The 19,088-nt window shown below is 72.2% G+C and carries 12 protein-coding genes; 7 read left to right on the top strand and 5 right to left on the bottom strand.

All coding sequences use genetic code 11. The features are described 5' to 3' along the window. Positions 1–29: 29 nt before the first annotated feature. Positions 30–593, bottom strand: a complete 564-nt coding sequence (locus ACFYXH_RS23325) for a hypothetical protein (protein ID WP_389566096.1) — start codon at positions 591–593, stop codon at positions 30–32. A gap of 11 nt (positions 594–604) precedes the next feature. After that, positions 605–2,245, bottom strand: coding sequence for a hypothetical protein (locus ACFYXH_RS23330; protein WP_389566098.1), 1,641 nt, complete (start codon positions 2,243–2,245; stop codon positions 605–607). A gap of 375 nt (positions 2,246–2,620) precedes the next feature. On the opposite strand from ACFYXH_RS23330, the gene ACFYXH_RS23335 reads away from it, so the two are divergent. From ACFYXH_RS23335 to ACFYXH_RS23355, 5 genes are all read left to right on the top strand, one after another. After that, the gene (locus ACFYXH_RS23335) at positions 2,621–6,496 is read left to right on the top strand and encodes a CHAT domain-containing protein (protein ID WP_389566101.1); all 3,876 of its coding nucleotides are present in this window, start codon (positions 2,621–2,623) and stop codon (positions 6,494–6,496) included. A gap of 1 nt (position 6,497) precedes the next feature. Then, positions 6,498–8,381 (top strand): caspase domain-containing protein, encoded by a 1,884-nt coding sequence (locus ACFYXH_RS23340; RefSeq protein WP_389566104.1) that lies wholly within the window; start codon positions 6,498–6,500, stop codon positions 8,379–8,381. After that, positions 8,381–11,062: a CHAT domain-containing protein gene (locus ACFYXH_RS23345; protein WP_389566785.1), complete on the top strand. Its 2,682-nt coding sequence runs from the start codon at positions 8,381–8,383 to the stop codon at positions 11,060–11,062. Before ACFYXH_RS23340 ends, ACFYXH_RS23345 begins: the two co-directional genes overlap by 1 nt. 259 nt (positions 11,063–11,321) lie before the next feature. Beyond that, complete coding sequence (locus ACFYXH_RS23350; protein WP_389566107.1) at positions 11,322–12,050, top strand: Crp/Fnr family transcriptional regulator; 729 nt, start codon at positions 11,322–11,324, stop codon at positions 12,048–12,050. A gap of 43 nt (positions 12,051–12,093) precedes the next feature. Continuing rightward, the gene (locus tag ACFYXH_RS23355) at positions 12,094–13,539 is read left to right on the top strand and encodes a hypothetical protein (protein ID WP_389566109.1); all 1,446 of its coding nucleotides are present in this window, start codon (positions 12,094–12,096) and stop codon (positions 13,537–13,539) included. A gap of 49 nt (positions 13,540–13,588) precedes the next feature. Here the strand turns inward: ACFYXH_RS23355 and ACFYXH_RS23360 are convergent, their stop codons facing one another. Both ACFYXH_RS23360 and ACFYXH_RS23365 read right to left on the bottom strand, forming a co-directional pair. After that, positions 13,589–14,281 (bottom strand): sigma-70 family RNA polymerase sigma factor, encoded by a 693-nt coding sequence (locus ACFYXH_RS23360; RefSeq protein WP_389566112.1) that lies wholly within the window; start codon positions 14,279–14,281, stop codon positions 13,589–13,591. 137 nt (positions 14,282–14,418) lie between these two features. Next, the gene (locus ACFYXH_RS23365; protein ID WP_389566114.1) at positions 14,419–15,165 is read right to left on the bottom strand and encodes a hypothetical protein; all 747 of its coding nucleotides are present in this window, start codon (positions 15,163–15,165) and stop codon (positions 14,419–14,421) included. Positions 15,166–15,399: 234 nt separating this feature from the next. Between ACFYXH_RS23365 and ACFYXH_RS23370 the strand changes: the two genes are divergently transcribed. Continuing rightward, a complete protein-coding gene (locus ACFYXH_RS23370; RefSeq protein WP_389566117.1) occupies positions 15,400–16,551 on the top strand; it encodes an MFS transporter in 1,152 nt (383 codons plus the stop codon). Next, a complete protein-coding gene (locus tag ACFYXH_RS23375) occupies positions 16,548–17,621 on the top strand; it encodes a sugar ABC transporter permease (protein WP_389566120.1) in 1,074 nt (357 codons plus the stop codon). The genes ACFYXH_RS23370 and ACFYXH_RS23375 overlap by 4 nt, the downstream gene beginning before the upstream one ends. 273 nt (positions 17,622–17,894) lie before the next feature. On the opposite strand, the gene ACFYXH_RS23380 is transcribed toward ACFYXH_RS23375, so the two are convergent. After that, positions 17,895–19,061, bottom strand: coding sequence for an acyl-CoA dehydrogenase family protein (locus ACFYXH_RS23380; RefSeq protein ID WP_389566123.1), 1,167 nt, complete (start codon positions 19,059–19,061; stop codon positions 17,895–17,897). Positions 19,062–19,088: the final 27 nt, after the last annotated feature.

The raw sequence follows: 19,088 nt of genomic DNA on the forward strand, positions 1-19,088 counted from the left end.
GCGACTCCGCGGTGAGTGCGGTGAGTGGGTCAGTGAAGCAGGAAGAACAGCTCGATCTCGGCGGTGCCGGACGGAACGCCGGGGTCCGTGTTGTGGTAGCTGCGGATGATCTTCTCGTCGTAGGGCGGGAAGAAATCGGGTGCGGCGGAGGGCAGCAGTTTGGCGACGGCTTCGGCATACGCCGTGCTGGACCGGGTGTCGACCGCACCGCCCGGGAGTCGGCCGGCGTTGCCGAAGACGATGACGAAGGCGGCCCGCTCGCCCTGGAACTGTTTGGCCTTCTCGACGACTTGGCGTCGAATGCTCGCGGCGGCCCCGTCCGAGCCGCCGATGAGTTCCTCCGGGTCGGTGCGTACGGTGATCGACTCGGTGTCCGGATCGAGCCCGCCGGCCGGGGCCGCCGGGCTGCTCGGCGCCGGGGCGGAGATCGTGGGCGTCGGTGACGGCGCCGGCGTGCCGGTGGGGCCGGCCGTGAGCTCCGGCCGAATACGCGCACCGGCGCCTTCCGTCATCTTCTCGCCGCCCAGCGCCACGACCACCATGACCAGCAGCAGATCGGCGAAGAGCCACCCTGCCAGCCGTGCCCCCGACATGCCGCGCCTCCTCATCGGTCCCCCTCGCCGGCCGCCCGCGCGCTCCGGGGATCATCGGCGGGTTCGGGGCGGGCCTGCTTCCTTTCGGCTCCCGGTCCGGGCCCGGCGGGTGGACGGAGTCCGGGCAGGGGCAGGCTCAGCGTCGGCGGGGAGGGCGGGGCGGGCGGGCCCGCGGCCAGGGTGTCGGCGAGGGACCGCAGTGCGCCGTGCAACTCCTCGACGGTTTCCAGCAGCCGGGTGTGCGCCCGGGTCTGGCCGTTCTGCTGGGTGAGAGTGGCTTCGCGCAATTCCGCGATGCGGGCGGCCAGTTCGGTGGTGACGGTATGCACCTCCTCGCGCAGCGAGACGGCCAGGGCCGCGACCGCAAGGTCGTAGGCGGTGCCGATGCGTTCGGCGCCCTCTGCGGCCGCGCGTTCGAGGGCGGCCGGCAGGGCCGCCAGTGTGCGGTCGAGACCGCCGAGTGTCGCGGTCAGGACCTGAGTCGACTCGGCCGTCGAGGCGCGCACGGCGGTGAGGGATCCGGTCACCTCCTGCACGGCCTGGCGCATCCACTGCGCTGTGCGGTCGGCCGCCGCGGTTTCCCGTTCGCGTGCCTCGCGCGCGGCCTTGTCGATCCGGGCGGCGGTCAGCTGCCCGGCGCCGCCTATCCGTTCCGCAGCCAGCCGGCCCGCGCGGTCCATGCCTTCAGCCATGGCGCTGCCCGACTTGGCGAGCTCGTCGGTGAGCAGCCGGGTACCGGTCGCCACCTCGCCGGCCGCCTCTGTGGCGACGTGCACGGACTCCCGTACGTCCGCTGTTCCCGCCCGTAGCTCGGCCACGGCCGACTCCAGAGCCTTGACGGCGGCGAGGTGCTGCTCCGTGGCCGCACCGGCTTCGCTGAGGAGGTCGTGTGCGCGTTCCTGGACATCGGCCGCCTGGACCAGCAGGGCCCGCAATCCCGTGGCCGCGCCCTGGAGTTCCTGGGCGAAGTGGGCGGGGGAGGAGTGCGCGGCTCGCGCGGCCAGCGCCTCGACCTGGGCGAGCGCTCCCGACAGTCGGGGGACGATCAGCCGCCGTTCCGTCTCCTCCGCCGTGTCCCTGAGGCGGCTCAGCACGGTGGTGCCCATCAGTGCAAGCAGGGCGACGACGGTGTAGACGACCATCATGTCGAAGTGCAGGACGGGCCAGAGATGGCCGTCGAAGCCCTGCTGCCACAGGGTGAGGAACGACTCGGACGGGCCGGAGTCGGCGCCTTCGCCGGAGTCCCGCATCCGCTGGTATGCGTAGGCGGCGGCCCCCAGCCCTGCCCAGGTGACCAGCAGCGGGGCGAAGACGAGTACGGAGGGCAGCGCATGGAGGAGCCGCCGCGCTCCGCCGGACTCCGCGGCGGTCGCGGCGGTGAGCGCGTCCGGCCCGCAGTACGCGGCGACCAGTCCGCCGCCCGCCCACATGCGCAGTTCGTCCTCGCTGCCGCTGTTCACCGCATCCGCGAGACGGCGCAGCGCCTCGCCGTGCACCGCACAGAGCGGGTGGCCGGCCAGATCACGTAATTCGGCCGCGAGGCGCTTGGGTTCGTGATGCGTCGGGCCCGCCGTGAAATGCCCGGCGACCGTGGTGGCGCCATGGCCGCGAGCGCGGGCTGATGGCCCGCGCAATTGTTCCAGCCAACCCATGGTGCTCCCCCCGCCGGGTCTGGACCGGGTCTGAAATATGCCATCGGTCGGCAGGCGACAACCAGTCGTATTGCGGAATTGGTTGCGGGGATGTGCGGTATCCAGGGTGGTGCGGAATCGTGTGGCGGCCGACTTCTCGTGGGGCGGAAAGGTACGCAGTTCGGCGAGTGGTTCGAGCAATGCCAGGATCGATTTGATTTGCCTGCGGATCGATTCTGAATGTGTCGTTAAATGACCGATCGATTGATCGAGATTGTTAGGGGTGGTCTGTGAAATCCGCAGACATGGCCCATTCCGCGAATCCGCCGCTACGGTCGGCAATCTGGCGCTCCGTCGGACGGGGAATGCGGGGGAGTGAGGGGGAGGGGTAAAGCCATGGCCAAAACCAGGCAGCGTGTAACCGCAGGGGGCGGCGAGAACGGCGAAGCCATCGGCAGGCTGACCGCGCTGCTGCTCATCGAGCAGCGGGGAACCGATCCCGTCGTCCGCCGGCCCGGCGAGCCGGCCCCCCGGGAAGACGAGTCGCTGGGCACGTGGCTCGCGTCGGCTGCCGCACTCGCGGCCGGCGAACCCAAGCGGGCCCTGGCCATCCTGGAGGAGCCGACACCGGGCGCCTCAGAAGGTGCGACCCCGCCCAGGGCACACGATCACGTGCGGCCGTCACCGTGGTCTCCGCTCTCGTGGGCCCTGCGGACCGCCGCGGTCGCCATGGACAGCAATTGGCAGCCCGGCACCTCGTTGGTGCCCCTGCGGCCCGAGGCCGAAGTCGCGCAGTTCAAGGCCGGCGAGGGTATCGAGGCCGCCATGGACTCGGCCACCGACCCGCGGCTGCGACTCTGTGCGCACCTAGCGGGACGCGTCACTCCGGTCCTGCTCTCCTCCCGTATGACGCTCGGTCACGCCGCGGGGGCGGCCGACGCCCAGGCGCGAACGGTTCAGTACGGGGTCCGCGCCCACTGGACGGAGCGGGATCTCTCGGCGGACACCCGGGAACCGCTGAAGTGGTTCGACGGCCTGTACGAGGAGATCGCCGCCACCGGCCACGCGGATGCGGCAGCCTGCCATCTGCTGCTCGCAGCGGACCTCCGCGTCCGGGCCGGCGACCGGCACGCGGCCGAAACCCTGCTGCAGCACGTGGGGCAGAACGCCCCGAGCCCCGCGACCGCCGGCTTCGCCGCGCTTCTCACCGGCGACTGGCGCCTGGGAACACCGGGAACGGCGGAACAGTGCGCCGCCGTACCGCACCCGCCGGATCCGGAAGCGCTGTCCCTGGCTGCCGAGCACTACGAGCAGGCCGACGCGGCGTACCAGGAGGCCGGATCGCTGCGGGGCCGGGCCGCGGCGCTGCTGCGCCTCGCCCACATCCATCGGCTCCGGGGTGAACTGGATGAATGCCGCAGGACCGTCGCCTGCGCACGGGAGCTGGCGGTCGCGGCAGGTGACGGAGCGTACGCCGCGCTGCTCGGCGTCCACCAGGAGCTCGACCTGATCGCGGCCGGCGTCGAGTCCGGAGCACGGACGGACCCGGGGGAGGAGGCTGAGACTGCCGAGTCCGTCGTGAGCTGGGCGAGTACGGCCGGAAGCACGTCATGGCTGCGAGGCATGCGGCAACTCGTCCTGGAGCGGGCCGAGTTCTGGGGCACGCACGGGGACGTCGTCCGGAGCAGGCGGGCCGCACTGCTGGCTCACCGGCTGGCTCCGGAGCCAGCAGGCACCGCCGAGGGCGTGGCGGCCCCGGCGGCGGGCACCTATCTGCGGGCCCGGCACCGGCTGGCCGGTATCGTCCTGACCGATCTGGAGCAGAAAGGCCATCTCGCACATCTCCGGCGCAGGACCGAGCAGGGCGAGCCGCCCGAACTGGCGGACTGCCTGGGCGTCATCCACTCCGCCAAGATCTTCCACGACCAGGCGTCCGCCCTCCGGGACCCCGAGGTGATGGCCGCCTCGCGATCCCGTATCGATGTCGCGATCAGCGTCGGAACCCGCTTTCTGGCGGACGTCGAACCGGTGGAGACGATCCTCGGCATGCTCCGTTCCGACCTCGCGTCCTGCTCGGCCCAGGAGACCTTCTTCCGGTCTCGCCGCTCCCGTTCGGCAGGTCTGGAGGAGGAGGCCGACCGCCTCGCCCGGCAGGCCCTGGGGGAGGCCGAGCGGATCCCGGACGAGACGATCCGGCGCGTCCTGCGCTGTGCGGTTCACGTCGATCTGCGGGAGTGGGACAGGGCCAGGGCCGAGGTGGAGGCGGTCGAGCCGCAGCTCTCCGCCATCCAGGCCGCCGGACTCTGGCTGCGTCTGCGCCGGCCCGAACGCGCCGCGCCTCATGTGCCGTTCATCGGCGCCGCCGGCCCGGACCAGGACCACCCCTGGGAACGGCCGGGGATTCATGCCGACCTCGCCCTGGCGAGGGGTGCGTACGGCCAGGCCGCCGACCACGCCCTGCTGGGGCTCGACGCCTACGAGGAGCATCACATCAAGCTGGCCCGCGACGCGCTGCGCGCCGCCTTCGCCGACGATCAGGTGGTGGCCGGCCTGCACCACACCGCGGTGCTCTCCCTCCTCGCACTCGGCGGTCCCGCCGCGCCGGCCGCCGCCTTCACCCGGGCCGAGCGGAGCCGCGCCGGATTCCTCGACGCCGTCCACGCCCTCGACGCCGCCGGCAGCGACCCATCCGCCCTCGCGGCCGTCAGGAACTGGCTGGCCGCCGAGGTGCGCTGGTCCGCGGAGTTCGAGGAACACGCGGCCACCTTCCGCAGCCGGTTGGCTCCGCCGGGCCCGGTCGGCTCATCCGCCGAAGGCGGCGGACGGCCCGCTTCGGATGCGTCGGCACCCGTGGACGCTCGACACCCGGCACGGACCGAAGTGCGCGGGCCGGAGGCGGTCGCGGGAGACGAGGCGCTCGGGACTCCCGGTGCGTGGACGCACGAGGGCGGCGGGACCGAAGAGGGCGACGGGACGGGAGAGGAAGTGCGGCGGGGGCGCATCGAGGAGGCGGAGCGGGCTCTGGATGTCGCCGAGGCGGAGGTACGGAGGCTGGTTCCGGCCGCGCTCACGGCGTCCGGCGGCAGTACGCTTCCGGACGCCGCCGCCGTGGCCGCGGCACTGCCTCCCGGCACTCTGCTCCTCGCCTACCACCTCTTCGACAACACCCTCGTCGCCTGGGCGATGACCCGTGAGACGCTGCTCGCCGAGCGCCGTACCCGGTGGGCCCACGCCCTGGTGGCGGCCGCGCGACGCTTCCACGGCTGGTGCTCCACGGCGGGTGGGAGCGCCGGCGAAGCCGACGGCCGGGAGCTGGCCGAGCTGCTGCTGCGGCCCTTCGCCGCTCAACTCCAGCATCACCGGCGGGTGATCGTGGTTCCCCCGGCCCCGCTCTCACTGCTGCCCTTCCACGCCCTGCCCTGGAACGGCGATGTTCTTGGTGCCACCCACGAGGTGTCGTACCTTCCCGCGGCTTCGCTCCTCACCCGGCACCATGCGCCGGACCGGCCCTGGTCGGAGCTCGGCGCCCTCCTGGTGGGCGCCCCGGCCTGCGACCCCCGCCACGGGCTGCGGGAGCTGCCGGGCACCGCGGCCGAAACCGCCGAGATCGCCCGGCTGATGCCCCGTCACCGACTGCTGACCGGGGCCGAAGCCACCCGTGCCAAGGTGCTGGACGCGGCGCCCGGCTACGAGGTGCTGCATCTCGCCGCTCACGGTCTGGTCGACGAACTGGCCCCGAACCGCAGCCGGCTGCCGCTCGCCGGGGACGACTTCCTCGGCCTCGCCGACCTGCTGGCCGCCGCTCATGGGCCGCAGCTGCTGGTGCTGTCTGCCTGCGACACCGGGCGCGGCAGCGCCACCGCGGGCGGCGATGTCCTGGGGCTGACCCGGGCCGCCCTGATCACTGGGGCGCGGCATGCCGTGGTCTCGCTCTGGCCGGTCCGCGACAGCACAGGCTGCCTGGTCGTCACCAAGGCCTACCGGCACCTCGTCCACGACCCGGCCGCCTCCGTCGGTGGGGCGCTGGCCCGCGCCCAGCGCGAGGTGCGTGATCTGTCCGGCGCCGAACGGGACGAGGAGTTCGGCGCGTTGACGCGACGTGCCGGAGTCCGCGCGGGACCGGCGTCCCGCGCACGGTCCTCTGACGTGTCCATGCCCCCGGCTTCGGCCCCGTCCACGTCCCCGGCCCGGGACAGCGAACCGCTGCGTCATACGGACGCAGACGACCGGCACCCGTACCACTGGGCGCCCTTCATCCATGTGGGGGTATGAGATGACGCTACGAGCGGTGCTGATCGGTGCCCAGACCTACGGTCTGACCGGGGTGCACGCCGATGTGGAGCTGATGCACGCGGTGCTGAGGAACCATGGATTCACCGACGTACGGACCTGTACGGAGGAACTGGCCAGTTACGCGGGAATCAGGACGGCCCTGAGCCGGCTCGGGGAGGCCACCCGGCCGGGCGACGGCGTGGTCGTGTACTACTCGGGGCACGGCGCACTGCTGGGCGAACTGCAGTATCTGGTGCCCGTCGACATGGCCGACAGTACTCCCACCGACTTCCGTGGCTATCTGGCCGAGGAACTCACCGCCGCCGTCCGCGTCCTCACCGATGTCACCCCCAATGTCACCGTCGTCCTCGACTGCTGTCACTCCGGCGGTGCGGTACGGGAGGCGGCGTACGAGTCCGGCCGGTGGGCACTGAAATCGGTGGAGCTGCCCCGAGTCGCCCGGGCCGCGGGGCTCGAGCGCGCGGCCGCTCTCTCCCGTCCGGGCGACCCGCTGGTCCCGAACGTCGTACGGCTGACGGCATGTCAGCAACACGACTCGGCGTACGAGGTCGAACTACGCCCCGGAGCCGGGCGGCAGGGCGTCTTCACCGCGGCCCTGGCCAAGGTGCTCGATCCGCAACGGCATCCCCGCGTGCCCTGGTCGGTGCTGGTCGCGCACGCCCGCGACCGCATCAAGCAGCAGCAGGTACGGCAATGGCCCGACGCCGGAGGGCCCTCGGGACGGCTGCCGTTCTCCCTGGAGGAGCCCCCCGAGCCCGAACGGCTCCCGCTGGTGCGGCGGGACGGCCGGTTCGTCGTTCCCGGCGGCGCCGTCTTCGGTCTCGGCATCGAGGACACCGTCAGCATGGTGTTCCCCGGCGGTCAGCCGGAGGGCGGCGGCCGGGAGACCTCCATGGCGGCGACCGTGGAGGTGATGAAGGCGGGGGACGCGCTGCTGTGTACGCCGCCGTCCGCCGCGCCCCGGCCGCCGGCGGGTGAGCTGCTCACGGCGGCGCTTCCGCCCGGCTCGTACGCGCTTCCGGTGCGGGTCCACGACCGCCGGCACGTGCTCATCGACGCCCATGACCTCTTCGCCGAGGCGCTGCGCAAGGAACTCGCCCGCTGTCCACGGCTGGCCGAGACCGAGGACAAGGGAGAGGCATTCGCCACCGTGCGCGCTCGGAACGGGACGTGCGAAGTGCTGAACGCGGAGGGGCAGCCTTTCCGAAAGCCGTCCGGAACCGCACGCTCCGATCCGGCCCGGCTGACCGCCCTGCTGGAGGAGCTGGCCCGGGGCGAACGCGTACGACGACTTCGTGACCCGGAGGGCGCGGGCCGTCTGGATGCCGGCCCGGAGGTCCGGTTCGAGGCCGAGCATGCGGCCGGGAGCGGCGAGTGGCGGGTGCTGCGCCCTGTGGGCGAGCGGCTGTACGACGGTGACAGCTACCGGGTCACGGTGGCCAACCACTCCGGTGTGCCCCTGTATTTCTGGGTGATCGGCGTCGGACTGAGCGGTCGCACCGCCCTGGTGACCAACGACCAGCCCAGCGGTTACCGGCTCGAACCCTGCGGGGACGAGCACAGAAGCACCCGCACGACTGCCTCCGTCAAGATCTACTGGCCCTCCGACGTCCCCGCGCAGGGTCCGCGGCCGGAGACCGTGCATCTCCTCGTCGGCGACCGCCCGATGGACCTCAGGGGTCTGGCGTCGCGGGATGCCCCCTCCCGGTCCGCGTGCAGGACCGATCCCGCCCTGGGAGCGCTGCTGCAGGAGGTCTGGTACGGCGTCCGGGACCAACTGCTGGACGTGGGCGAGGAGTTCCATTACCGCGTGTGGACCGTGCACGCGGACGCGCTGCCGCAGCCGCAGGAGTCCGAGACGTGATGCAGCTGCTTTCGATGGTCCGTATGAGGAAGGCGGACCGCATGGCCGAGGAGCGGCGCTGGGCGGAGGCGTACAAGCTGTACCGCGAGGCCGCCATCAATCTCTTGGACCGGTTGCTCGCCGCCGCCTGCTGGCAGGACGCCGCGGTCGCGGCCGGACAGCTCGCCCGCTACCCCGAGCAGGCCGACTGCAGCAGGCGCAGCCTCTCCCTCCTGCACGGCATGAAGCGCAACACCCCTCTGGTGCGCAGAACCAGGATCAGGGCACTGCTCGCCCTGGCCGAGGCGCTCTACCGCAGCGGCGACCTGGCCGGTGGTGAGCAGGCTGTCCGGCACGTCTTCGGGCTGGCTGCCGAGAAGGACCCCGACTTCACCGCGGACTGTTTCCACCGGCTCGGACAGGTCCTGCTTCTCCAGGGGGAGATAGGAGGCGCCCTCACTGCCTTCGCCCGCGCCGCGGAGAGGGCACGGAGCTCCGGTACCGGGTTGGAGCTCGCCCAGGAACTGGTGAGCCTGGGCCTCGCCGCCAACACGGTGGGCGACAGCGCCACCGCCCGGGACTGCGCGAACGAGGCCGAGCGGCTGGCCCGGACCTCCACCGAGCGCGAGCGCACCCGAGTGCTGGCATCCGCCGTCAGTTTCCAGGCGCTTGTGCTGCGGCGTGAGCACCGCGGTGAGGAGGCGGTGTCGAGAGCACGCGAAGCTCTGTCGCTGTTGTCCGGCACGATCGGGCAGCAGGATGTGGCGATGCTCGCGCAGGCTCGCGAGCGGCTCGCGACCTCACTGGTCCTCTGCGGCGGGCCGGAACGGACGGCGGAGGCTGTGGAGCTGCTGATCCGCAGTCACGCAGAGGCGGCCGAGCGCGGTGACCCCCTCGTCATGGCCTCGTCCGCCGCCAATCTCGCCAACCTCCATGCGCTCACGGACACCATGGATGAGGCACTCACCTGGGCGGAACGAGCCGTCCGCACGGCGCGCGGCGGCCAGGGACCACACCTCGTCGCTGTCACGCTGCTGACGCTGGGGACCGTACTGCACGTACGGGGTGAACATTCCGACGCCGAGACTCACCTGCTGGAGGCAGTCACGCTGTGGGAGCAGGCGCGGGCCACCACCCGCAGCGAGATGGAGCACATCGACCTCCTCGGAGAACAGGCCCAGGTGTACCGGGCCCTCCAGCGCTGCCGGGTCGCGCGCGACGACACCGACGGCGCGCTGGAGGCCGCGGAGCGGGTCCGTGGCCTCCTGCTCGAACAGCGGCTCCTGGCGACGAACTCCTCCGGCTCCGACACCACCGCGACGGCCCCGGGATCACCGGCGTCTCCGGGAGCACGGACGGCACCGCAGCTGTCCGAGCAGGCCGCCCGGCACGACACGGTCACTCTGGTCTACAGCCTGCTCGGGCCCGCCCGCCCCAGCGTGACCAGCGGTGCCACCACCGTCTACATCTGGGTGATCGCCCCCGGTGGCACACGGCGGCACCATGAAGTCGACCTCTCCGCCGTCCGCGCGGCGATGCCGAGCGCCGTGTCGGCCGACGAGACCCGGGCCGGCGAGAACCCTGCCGACGAGGTCCCAGCCGACGAGGCCCATACCCGCGGGATCCCCGTCGGCGAGGCCACCGTCCGCGGCGACGGGTCTCCGGCGGCGGAACCTCCGGAGACCCGGCTTCTGCGGGCCCTGTCCCAGGGCGCCGCGGTCCCGCTCACCACCGCACGGGACAGCCGCCCGCTCGCCGACCGCGAACGGAACCACGTCACCGACGCGGATCTGCGCCTCCTCGCCGACGCCTTTCTGCGGCCCGTCGAAGACGAGCTGAAAGCGGCCGGGACACGGCGGCTGGTGGTCGTACCCGACGGATTTCTCCACTACATGCCGTTCAACGCGCTGCCGCTGAAGGACAACACACCTCTCGTGGACCGGTACACCGTCGCCCTGGCGCCCTCCAGCCGTCTGCGGCCCGCAGGGAGGCAAGGCACCGCGCCCGTCATGGTCGCCCCGTCCGAGGCGCTCGTGGTCGGCAACCCCGACCCGCCCGCGGAACCTCTGCTGCCAGGGCTGCCCGCACCCGTACTGCCCGCCCTGCCCGCCGCCGAACGGGAGGCCCGGGCCATCGCCGAGCTCTACGACGCCCCTGCGTTGCTCGGCGCGCGGGCGACCCGGGAAGCGGTCCTCGACCGGCTGCCGTACGCCCGGTTCGCGCACTTCGCGACGCACGCCCTCGCCGGCGAGGACGCCCTGCGGATCCCGGGCGCGCTCTGCCTCTCCCCGAGCGCCCCGGCGGACCCCGCCCGCGCGGAAGGCAGCGTCTCAGTCGGTCCGTACCTGCGGGCAGACGACATCGAGCCGCTCGATCTGTCGGGCTGTCACCTCGTCGTGCTGAGCGCCTGCCAGACCGGCTGGGGCCGGCTCTCGCCGGAAGGCAACCTCGGCCTGGCCCGCACCTTTCTGGTAGCAGGAGTGGACTGTGTGGTGGTGTCCCTGTGGCCCGTCGACGACACGGCCACGGCCGGCCTCATGATCGCTTTCCACCAGCACCTCGCCGCGGGAGCGACCACCGGGGAGGCGCTGCGCCATGCCGTACGGGAGACCAGGCGCTGTCACACGCGGCCGGTGGACTGGGCGGGGTTCACCCTGCTGGGCTCCCCGGATCTACGGCTCGCTCCGGCGCCGAGGGCCTGACCTCCGCCAGGGGGCGCGGGCTGCGATGGGAGACGGGACTACGGGGACCCGATTGGCCGCCGACGGCTGGGTCCCCGTGCCGTCCCCCGTGCAGCCAGCATGCACGGCCCGCGGCGGCGCCTTCCCGCAGCGCTGCGGAATTGCGAAGGCCACCGGGCACAACTCTCCTGTGGAAAAGGGGTGTTCAGCATGGCCCAACGACTACGATCGGTTCGCCACAAGTGCCGGAGAAGTCCGAGAGGCCCGGGGAGGTGCCGTGATGCCGGAGAGGTACACGGAAGGCCCGGGCTCCGCAGACCGGTGGCCGCACGGCACTTTCCTGGCGGAGCTGGCCGGCTCCCCGGAGGCCGCGAAGACCCTGCTCTCGCTGGGGACTCCACGCTCGTACGAACCGGGCGAGATCCTGTTGGCCGAGGGGCTGTACGAGACCTTCGTCCTACTGCTGCTGAGCGGTGTCACCAAGGTCACGGCGGTCACGGAGAACGGCGACATCGCACTGCTGGCCGTCCGGCTCGGCGGGGATCTGGTGGGAGAGTTCGCAGCCTTCGACAACCGGCCCAGGTCTGCCACGGTCACGGCCGCCAGCGCGGTGACCGCCCGGCGCATCGGGCAACAGGACTTCCTCGGCTGCCTCGACCGCTGTCCCGCCGCCGCACTGGCGGTCAGCCGGATGCTGGTGCGCAAGAACCGGTGGTCGGTGCGGCGACGGGGCGACTTCAGCGGCTGTCCGGTGGCGACCCGGGTCGCCCGGGTGCTCGTCGACCTGGTCGAGGACTACGGACAGCCCTCGCGCGGCCACGTTCTGATCGGGCCGCGGCTCACCCAGGCGGAGATCGCCGGACTGGTCGGCGCCAAGGAACGCCGCGTGCACCACGTGCTCGGGGCGCTGGCCGAGCAAGGAGTCATCCGGGTCGGCTACAGCCGGGTGACCGTCCTCTCCCCGGCCGGACTGCGCCGCGCCGCCCGTCTGACGGAGCCGGACAGCTGACAAGAGGTGCCCACCGCACAGGAAATGAGGGGGAGTCAGGGACGTGGGGGAAGACGGCACGGAGTACGAGGAACCGAACGGGGGTGCCGGGGGTGTCAATCCGGCCGACGACGACCAGGCCCACGACGACGTACTGGCGACCACGGATCTGCTCGCCGTCGACGGTGTGGTGTCCAAGGGGCGTCAGCACGTACGCGACCGGATCGGCGGTGCTTCCCTGGGGCGCCCCCTCGGCTATGCCCTTCCCGGGGCAGACCTCCAAGGGGCGGCCGACGGCGGTGTCGCGGCAGCCGCCACGCACCGTGACATCCTGCTCTGCTTCCCCTTCGACCTGGAGGAGCTGCCGGAGGGACGCGGCTACCAGCAGGTGACCCTCGCCGTCCGGCTCGACGACGGAACGCACGCCCTCACCCTGCATCCGGCCCCCGGGACAACCGCTGCCGACGGAACGGAGGTTGCCGCGTTCGGACTCGGCCGGGACAGGCTCCGCTGGACCTTCCGGGCCCCGGGACGCAGTGGCGCGCTCCGCCCCGACGGCCGCTGGGCACAGGCCGTCGTACGACTGCCGGGAACCGCGGCCGAGGTGTCCGGCCGGCTGAGCCTGACCACGGTGACCGTGCAGCCGGTGCTCGGCGGGACCTTTCTGCGCAGGGAGGCGGAAACCCCGTACGACACACCGTTCCGGCTCCAGGTGGCCGAGGTCTGGCCGGCCGCCACCCCGCTCGCGCGCCCGGCCCTCCCCGGCGCCTGGGCGCTCTGCGCATACGAGGACGGTGCCTCTGAGGACGGTGCCTCCGAGGACGGTGCCGCTACGGACGGCGAGGAGGCCGGCCCGGACAGCAGGGAACTGCCGCCGGGTCTGCGGCGGCTCTGCCTCGCCGTCGACATCGAGAAGTACAGCGCGCGTGACAACGCCGACATGATCCGGTTGCAGCGCGTCCTGCTGCGAACCCTGCGCGCCGCCTGCGAGCAGGCCGGCATCGAGTGGCGGCGCTGCGGCCGGCAGGCCCAGGGCGACGGCTATCTGCTTGTGCTGGAACCCGGCATCGACGAGACCAGGGTCGTACCGGGACTGCTGGACGGCCTGGCCGCAGGGCTGGCCGTGGCCAATGCTCCGGCCAATGCCCCGGACAGGACGAAACCCGGAGGGCGAGCCGCAGACTCGCGGGTTCCCGGCAGCATCCGTATGCGGGCCAGCCTGCACCAGGGCATCGTCCACGAGGCGGACAGCGGCTACGCGGGCTCCGCCGTGGTCGCTCTCTTCCGCGTCCTCGACTCCGGTCCCGTACGCCGTGCCCTCGCCGAAACCCTCTCCACCCACCTGGTGGTCGCTTTCTCCGACGCGCTCTACCAGGATCTGGTCGCCACCGGTTACGAAGGCCTGTCGGCCACCGGATTTCGGCGTGTGGAGATTCAGGTCGAGGCCAAGAGCTTCACCGGCGTGGCGTGGATCCGCGCGATGCACCCAAGCGTCACGAGGGGGTGCTGATGCGCAGCAGCGGATCGGCACCCCCTCGGCGGTTGACCTCCGTGTGTCCTCAGGCCGCCGCAGCGGCGAGAGTTGTCGCTCGATCGGCACGCGGGCGGCTCGGGATCAGTTGCTCCGGCCTGCCTTGAGCGGCGGGAGTCTCGGCTTCCCTGAGTAGTTCGATCAGCGAGGTGCGGGCGCGGGCCACGCGTGAGCGGACGGTGCCGATCGGGCACCCTATGGTCGCGGCGGCATCTGCGTAGGGGAGCCCGAGGAGTTGGGTGAGTACGAACGCTTCGCGGCGTTCGGTCGTGAGGAGCGCCAGGAGTTCGGCGAGCGCGATTCCGTCCTCGAAGCCGGGCAGGTCGCGTGGCTGTGCCCGTTCGGCGGCGGACTGCCAGTCGTCCCTGTCCGACATCTTGGGGCGGGCGGCGGTGTGGCGGAGGCTGTCCACGACGGTGCGCCGGGCGATGGAGAGCAGCCAGGTACGGGCGGAGGAGCGGCCCTCGAACCGGTGGAGGCTGCCGAGTGCGCGCAGAAACGTGTCCTGGGTGAGGTCGTCGGCTGCTTGGGGGTCGGCGCTGAGGTAGGCCACATAGCGCCAGACGTCGCGGTGCAGGGCGCGGACGAAGCGGTCCACGGCGTCGGGGGCGCCGTCGCGTGCGGCGAGCGCCAGGCGCGTCACCGGTTCGTCGGCACCGTGCGTGTGACGCGAGGGCCTTGCGTCGGCGGTGGCTCGGTGTTGGGGCAGGGCAGGGGTCATCGCCTGATGTCCTTCTGGAAATCCGGGAACCGGCACCGCGCGGTGGGGCGGGCCGGTGAGTCGTACAGCACTGCCGATGGGCGGCGCCGATGCCCGAGACGCGCGGTGGCACACCGGCACGTTCGGGAAACCAGCTGTCAGATGACAGCGGTCCCGGACGGTGGACCCCGTGAGGTGATGGCGTGGCTGAGCAGAAGCTGCCGCAGCGGGCAGGTCCTGCGGTCACGCCGGGCGCGGACGCGTGGCCGATGAGGTGGCGTGGGGAGACGGAACAGCAGGCGCAGCGGGGCGAAGAGCCATCCCGCGATGGCGCGCAGGAGGCTGAAGGCGGCCTGCTCTCCGTACGCGAGCCAGAGACCGCACAGCAGCGCGGCCAGCAGGTGGGCGCCCAGCATCCCTGCCGGAGACATGCCGACGATGTCGTGCCCGGCAGACATCGTCGTGCCGTCCGTCATGGCCATGGCTGTGGCGCCGGGCGGCAGCTGGTGAAGGTGGTGGCCGAGCCCGGCGTCGGTCACGACCCGCACGGCTTCGGAAGGAGGGACAGCGCCGGATTCCGTCGCCCTGCACAGCAGGTACTGGGCCCACTGTTGGGCGAAGGAGGCACTGTCGGACACTGAAGGATGAACCGCTGCCTGGGCCAGTGAGAACCCGGTGTGCAGTGCCGCTTGGGCGGCGACAACTGTCGACGTGACGCTGAGAACGCTGCGTTGCCGGCCGGCGAGGATCCAGGCCGTCGCGGCTGTAGTGGCGAATGCGGCGGACATGACCCACCAGGGGACGGCCACCCCCGACATGAGGATGTGGCCGAGAGCTGCGAGCAGCACGCAGGTGGCTGCGAACACCGCAGCCCGTACCGCGCGACAACATCGACCCGGAGTCATGGCGAGTTCATCCTTGCATCCCCCTCGTGGTCACCATGCGTGGGTACGAAATGTTCCGGTGCCGACCTCACTCGGAAGCATGTGGCGCACGCCATAACTGGCGTAAGGAACCCCAGCGTTGAGCGGGCCGACTCCTGACGGGGCCCGAGGGGCGTCCAGTTGGGTGGAACGGAGACATCGGTGGGGGCAGAGCAAGGGGCGCCGACGGCGTCAGCAGCAGGAACAGATGGTCGGTTGACGGCGCTGCTCACCTGCGCCATGGCGTTCTCGATGATGCAACTCTTCCTGCTCGGGGCGCTCGGCCCGCGCCTGGTGGACGAACTGGGTATCTCACCCACGGTGCTGGGCCTGACGACGACGATCGGCTTCGGGACAGCGGCGGTGCTGTCCCCTGCGGGCGGGCGGATCGTGGACCGGATCGGCCCGAGGCGCGCCCTCGTTGCGTTGCTGCTGGTGTCCGCCGCCGCGCTCGCGCTGATCGGTGCGGCGCCCGGTGCCGGGTTCCTCCTCGTGGCGGTTGCGCTGGGCGGTCTGCCTCAGGCGCTGGCCAACCCGGCGACCAACAAGGCCATTCTGGCCGGTGTTCCCCCGGTGCGGCGGGGCTCGGTGACCGGGATGAAGCAGTCGGGGGTGCAGCTGGGTGCGTTCGCGGCCGGGCTGCCCCTGGCGGCGCTGGCCGCAGGCGTCGGCTGGCGTGGCGCGGTGTGGACCGCGGCCGGCACGGCGGTGCTGGCGGCCCTGTGGACGCTGCGTGCGCTGCCTGCCGATCCTCCGGTGAAGGGGGCGCGTTCTCGGTTGTCGCTGGTGCCGCGGGGAGCCATCGCCTGGCTGACGGTGTTCTCTCTGCTGCTGGGCTGCGGAATCGCATCGGTCAACACCTACTTGGCACTGTTCGGCGCGCAGCGACTCGGCTTGGGGCCCACCGCGGCCGGCGCCCTCGTGGCGGTGCTGGGCGTGGCGGGGATCGCCGGCCGGGTGGGCTGGTCGAAGGCGGCCCGGCCGGGGCGCGCCGAATGGCTGCCGGGATGGCTCGCGGCCGGTGCGGTCGGAGCGGCTCTGCTCCTGGCGGCCGCGTTGCTCGTGCATCCGCTGGTGTGGATGGCGGCGGTGGCAGTGGGCGTGTTCGCCGTGTCGGGCAATGCCGTCTCCATGGTGCTGGTCATGCAGCGCGCCGCCCCCGGCCGGGCCGGCCAGGACTCGGCGCTCGTCTCCGCCGGGTTCTTCGCCGGCTTCGCCGTAGGCCCGCCGGTCTTCGGCGTACTCGCGGAAGCCGGTCACTACGGGCCCGGCTGGCTGCTGGTCGCCGCGGAGTTCGCGGCAGCCTGCGCAGTCGCGATGACCTGGGCGGTACGGGAGCGACGGCAGCGCGCGATGAGTCCGGCGTGACCCCGGCCGACTGGGCCGAGCGTGCACTGGAGGACGTCCTCGACCGGGCCGCCGTCACCGCGGCCGAAGTCGGCCATCGCTTCCCCCTGTTCGCCGACCCGGACACGGGCCGCTGGGTGACCACCGGCCGTGGTTCGTGGACCGGTGGGTTCTGGGCCGGGCTGCTGTGGCTGCGGGCCCGGCACACCGGCGACGAGGCCGACCGGGCCTTCGCCTCGGCGTGCACGGCGCGGCTGGCCGGCTGGGTGGAGGCCGACACCGCCACCCGTGGTCTGATCCACTGGTACGGAACCGCTCTGGCGGTCGGTGACGCCGGAGCGGTAGAGCTGCGCAACCGAGCCGCCCGCGCCTGTCTGACCGCGCTGGACCCCGAACTCGGTCTGGTCCCCTGGGGATCTGCGTTCGGTGGACCCAGGTTGCTGGCCCGCGTGGACGGAGTCCCCGGCATGGTGCCGCTGCTCGCCACCGCGGGCCTCGAGGGCGCCACGGCAGCCGCCTCCCACCTCCACCGGCATATCGACCTGTGCCTCCGCGAGGGGCTGGCGCCGGCCCTGCGTTTCGAGGCGGACACGGGCTGGCACGCGTGCGACGATCCGCCGCCCGGCTGGAGCCGGGGGCGGGCATGGCTCTTGCTGGCAGTGGCCGACGCGTTGCACCGCCCCGGCGCGGCTGGGTGGAAGCGGACCCGTTTGGAGGGCGTGGCAGCGCAGTTGGCCGCCCCGCGGACGGCGTCTGCCCGACGGATGGTTCCCCTGGCTGACGAGGCATGGCCCGACGGTCCGCAGGACACTTCGGCCGCCGCGATCACGGCGGTCGCGCTGTTGAAGCTCGCTCGCATCCCAGGACCCCGGGCGGCGGAATACTCCTGCTGCGCCGTCGCGATCCTGGACCGGCTGGTCACCGCACATCTCACCGGGCGGGACGGGACCCGGCCGGCCGGCATGCTGCTGGACGGCTGCTACGACGCGGGGCGGGGTGCCGCCGTACGGCACGAACTGGTGTGGGGCGACTTCTTCTTGGCCCTCGGGCTCGCTGCCCTCACCGGACTGGTCGACGTCCGGGAGGTGTAGCCGAACCGCCGGGGGGTTCGAGGCCTGAGGCGTAACCCGGAGCCGACCGGCAGATCGCGATCCCCCCACCCGCCGTCGCGATCAGCGCCGAGCCTCCTGAGCACAGGGCTTGATGGATCCGGTGAAGATCAAACACGCGGCCCTCCAGCGGGGTGGCCCCAGTGTCATCCCCCGCCGGGGAACGCCCTGGCCATGGCTTCGTGCTCGGAGTACGGCCGCTGTGCCCGGCCCTCGACATCCACGGGACCCCGGCCGGCAGGTACTGCGGGCACCTCAGTTCCATTGCCGTGGACGGCCGCCGATTCGTCCGCCCGAGGAGGAGGTGCGCAGTACCCGCCGTGCGACGGACGTGATGTGCAGCTCGTCCGGGCCGTCGAGGATTCGGGCCGCACGGCCGGTACGGAAGAGCGCGGGCAGGGCTGTGTCCGGACCGAGTCCGGCCGCGCCGTGGATCTGGATGGCGGCGTCCGTCACCTGCTGAAGCATGCGGGCGGTGGCGACCTTGGCCAGGCCGACCTCCACATGCGCATCCAGCCCGGCGGCGATGAGTGCCACGGCCTCGTGGACCAGTGGGCGGGTGGTGCGCAGAGCGAGCAGCGACTCGAAGACATGCTGCTGAACGAGTTGGTGGCCGGCGAGCGGACCACGTGACCCGGCGCGGGTGTTGGCGCGCTCACACATCAGCTCGAAGGCCCGCTGGGCCTGACCGAGCCAGCGTAGGCAGCGCAGGGTCCGGCCCAGTTGGAGCCGTTCTCCGGCGATGGCGAGAGCCTTGCCGCGTTCGCCGATCAGATGGTCGCCGGGGACGGCGACATGGTCGAGTTCGATCTCCCATTGGCCGCCTGCACCGAGGACGGGCAGTTCGCGTACGACGCGGAAGCCGGGGGAGTCGGTGGGGACCACGATGAGGGAGAGCCCCTCACGGTCGGAGGGCACTCCGTCGGTTCGGGCGAGGACCGTGACCAGGTCGGCGTCGGCGGCTCCGGAGGTGAACCACTTGCGGCCGCTGACGTCCCAACTCCCGTCCGCCTCCTGCGCGGCGCGGGTACTGGTCATGAAGGGATCCGTGCCCTGGACCTCCGGTTCGGTCATCGCGTAACAGGTGCGGAGCTCCCCGGCCACCAGCCCTTCGAGGTACAGGTCGCGTATCCGGGCGCAGCCGTGGCGCTGCAGCATCAGCACGTCCAGCATCGGTGCGGAGCCCAGGGCGGCCGGCCCGTGGTCGCTCGCTCCCTCGGCCTCTGCCAGTTGGGCGTACTCCGACAGGTGCAGGCCCTGGCCGCCCAGATCTGCGGGCAACGGCAAGGCCCACAGCCCCTGTTCCTTGGCCTGGGTCCGAAGGTCACGCAGCGTGGCTGCGGCGATCGGGCCTCCTGCGTCCAGTACGGGCTCGCACGGCATCACCCGGCTGCGTACGAACTCCGCCACCCGAGCCCTCAACTCGACTGTCCCGGGCGAACATTCCGG

It is taken from the genome of Streptomyces sp. NPDC002730 (genome assembly GCF_042888805.1).
Lineage (GTDB): Bacteria > Actinomycetota > Actinomycetes > Streptomycetales > Streptomycetaceae > Streptomyces.

Bases quoted from the DNA above. Each gene is read 5' to 3' on its own strand.
- ACFYXH_RS23360 (WP_389566112.1), bottom strand. From the start codon at position 14,281: ATGACCCCTGCCCTGCCCCAACACCGAGCCACCGCCGACGCAAGGCCC.
- ACFYXH_RS23345 (WP_389566785.1), top strand. From the start codon at position 8,381: ATGCAGCTGCTTTCGATGGTCCGTATGAGGAAGGCGGACCGCATGGCC.
- ACFYXH_RS23350 (WP_389566107.1), top strand. From the start codon at position 11,322: ATGCCGGAGAGGTACACGGAAGGCCCGGGCTCCGCAGACCGGTGGCCG.
- ACFYXH_RS23330 (WP_389566098.1), bottom strand. From the start codon at position 2,245: ATGGGTTGGCTGGAACAATTGCGCGGGCCATCAGCCCGCGCTCGCGGC.
- ACFYXH_RS23340 (WP_389566104.1), top strand. From the start codon at position 6,498: ATGACGCTACGAGCGGTGCTGATCGGTGCCCAGACCTACGGTCTGACC.
- ACFYXH_RS23335 (WP_389566101.1), top strand. From the start codon at position 2,621: ATGGCCAAAACCAGGCAGCGTGTAACCGCAGGGGGCGGCGAGAACGGC.
- ACFYXH_RS23325 (WP_389566096.1), bottom strand. From the start codon at position 593: ATGTCGGGGGCACGGCTGGCAGGGTGGCTCTTCGCCGATCTGCTGCTG.
- ACFYXH_RS23365 (WP_389566114.1), bottom strand. From the start codon at position 15,165: ATGACTCCGGGTCGATGTTGTCGCGCGGTACGGGCTGCGGTGTTCGCA.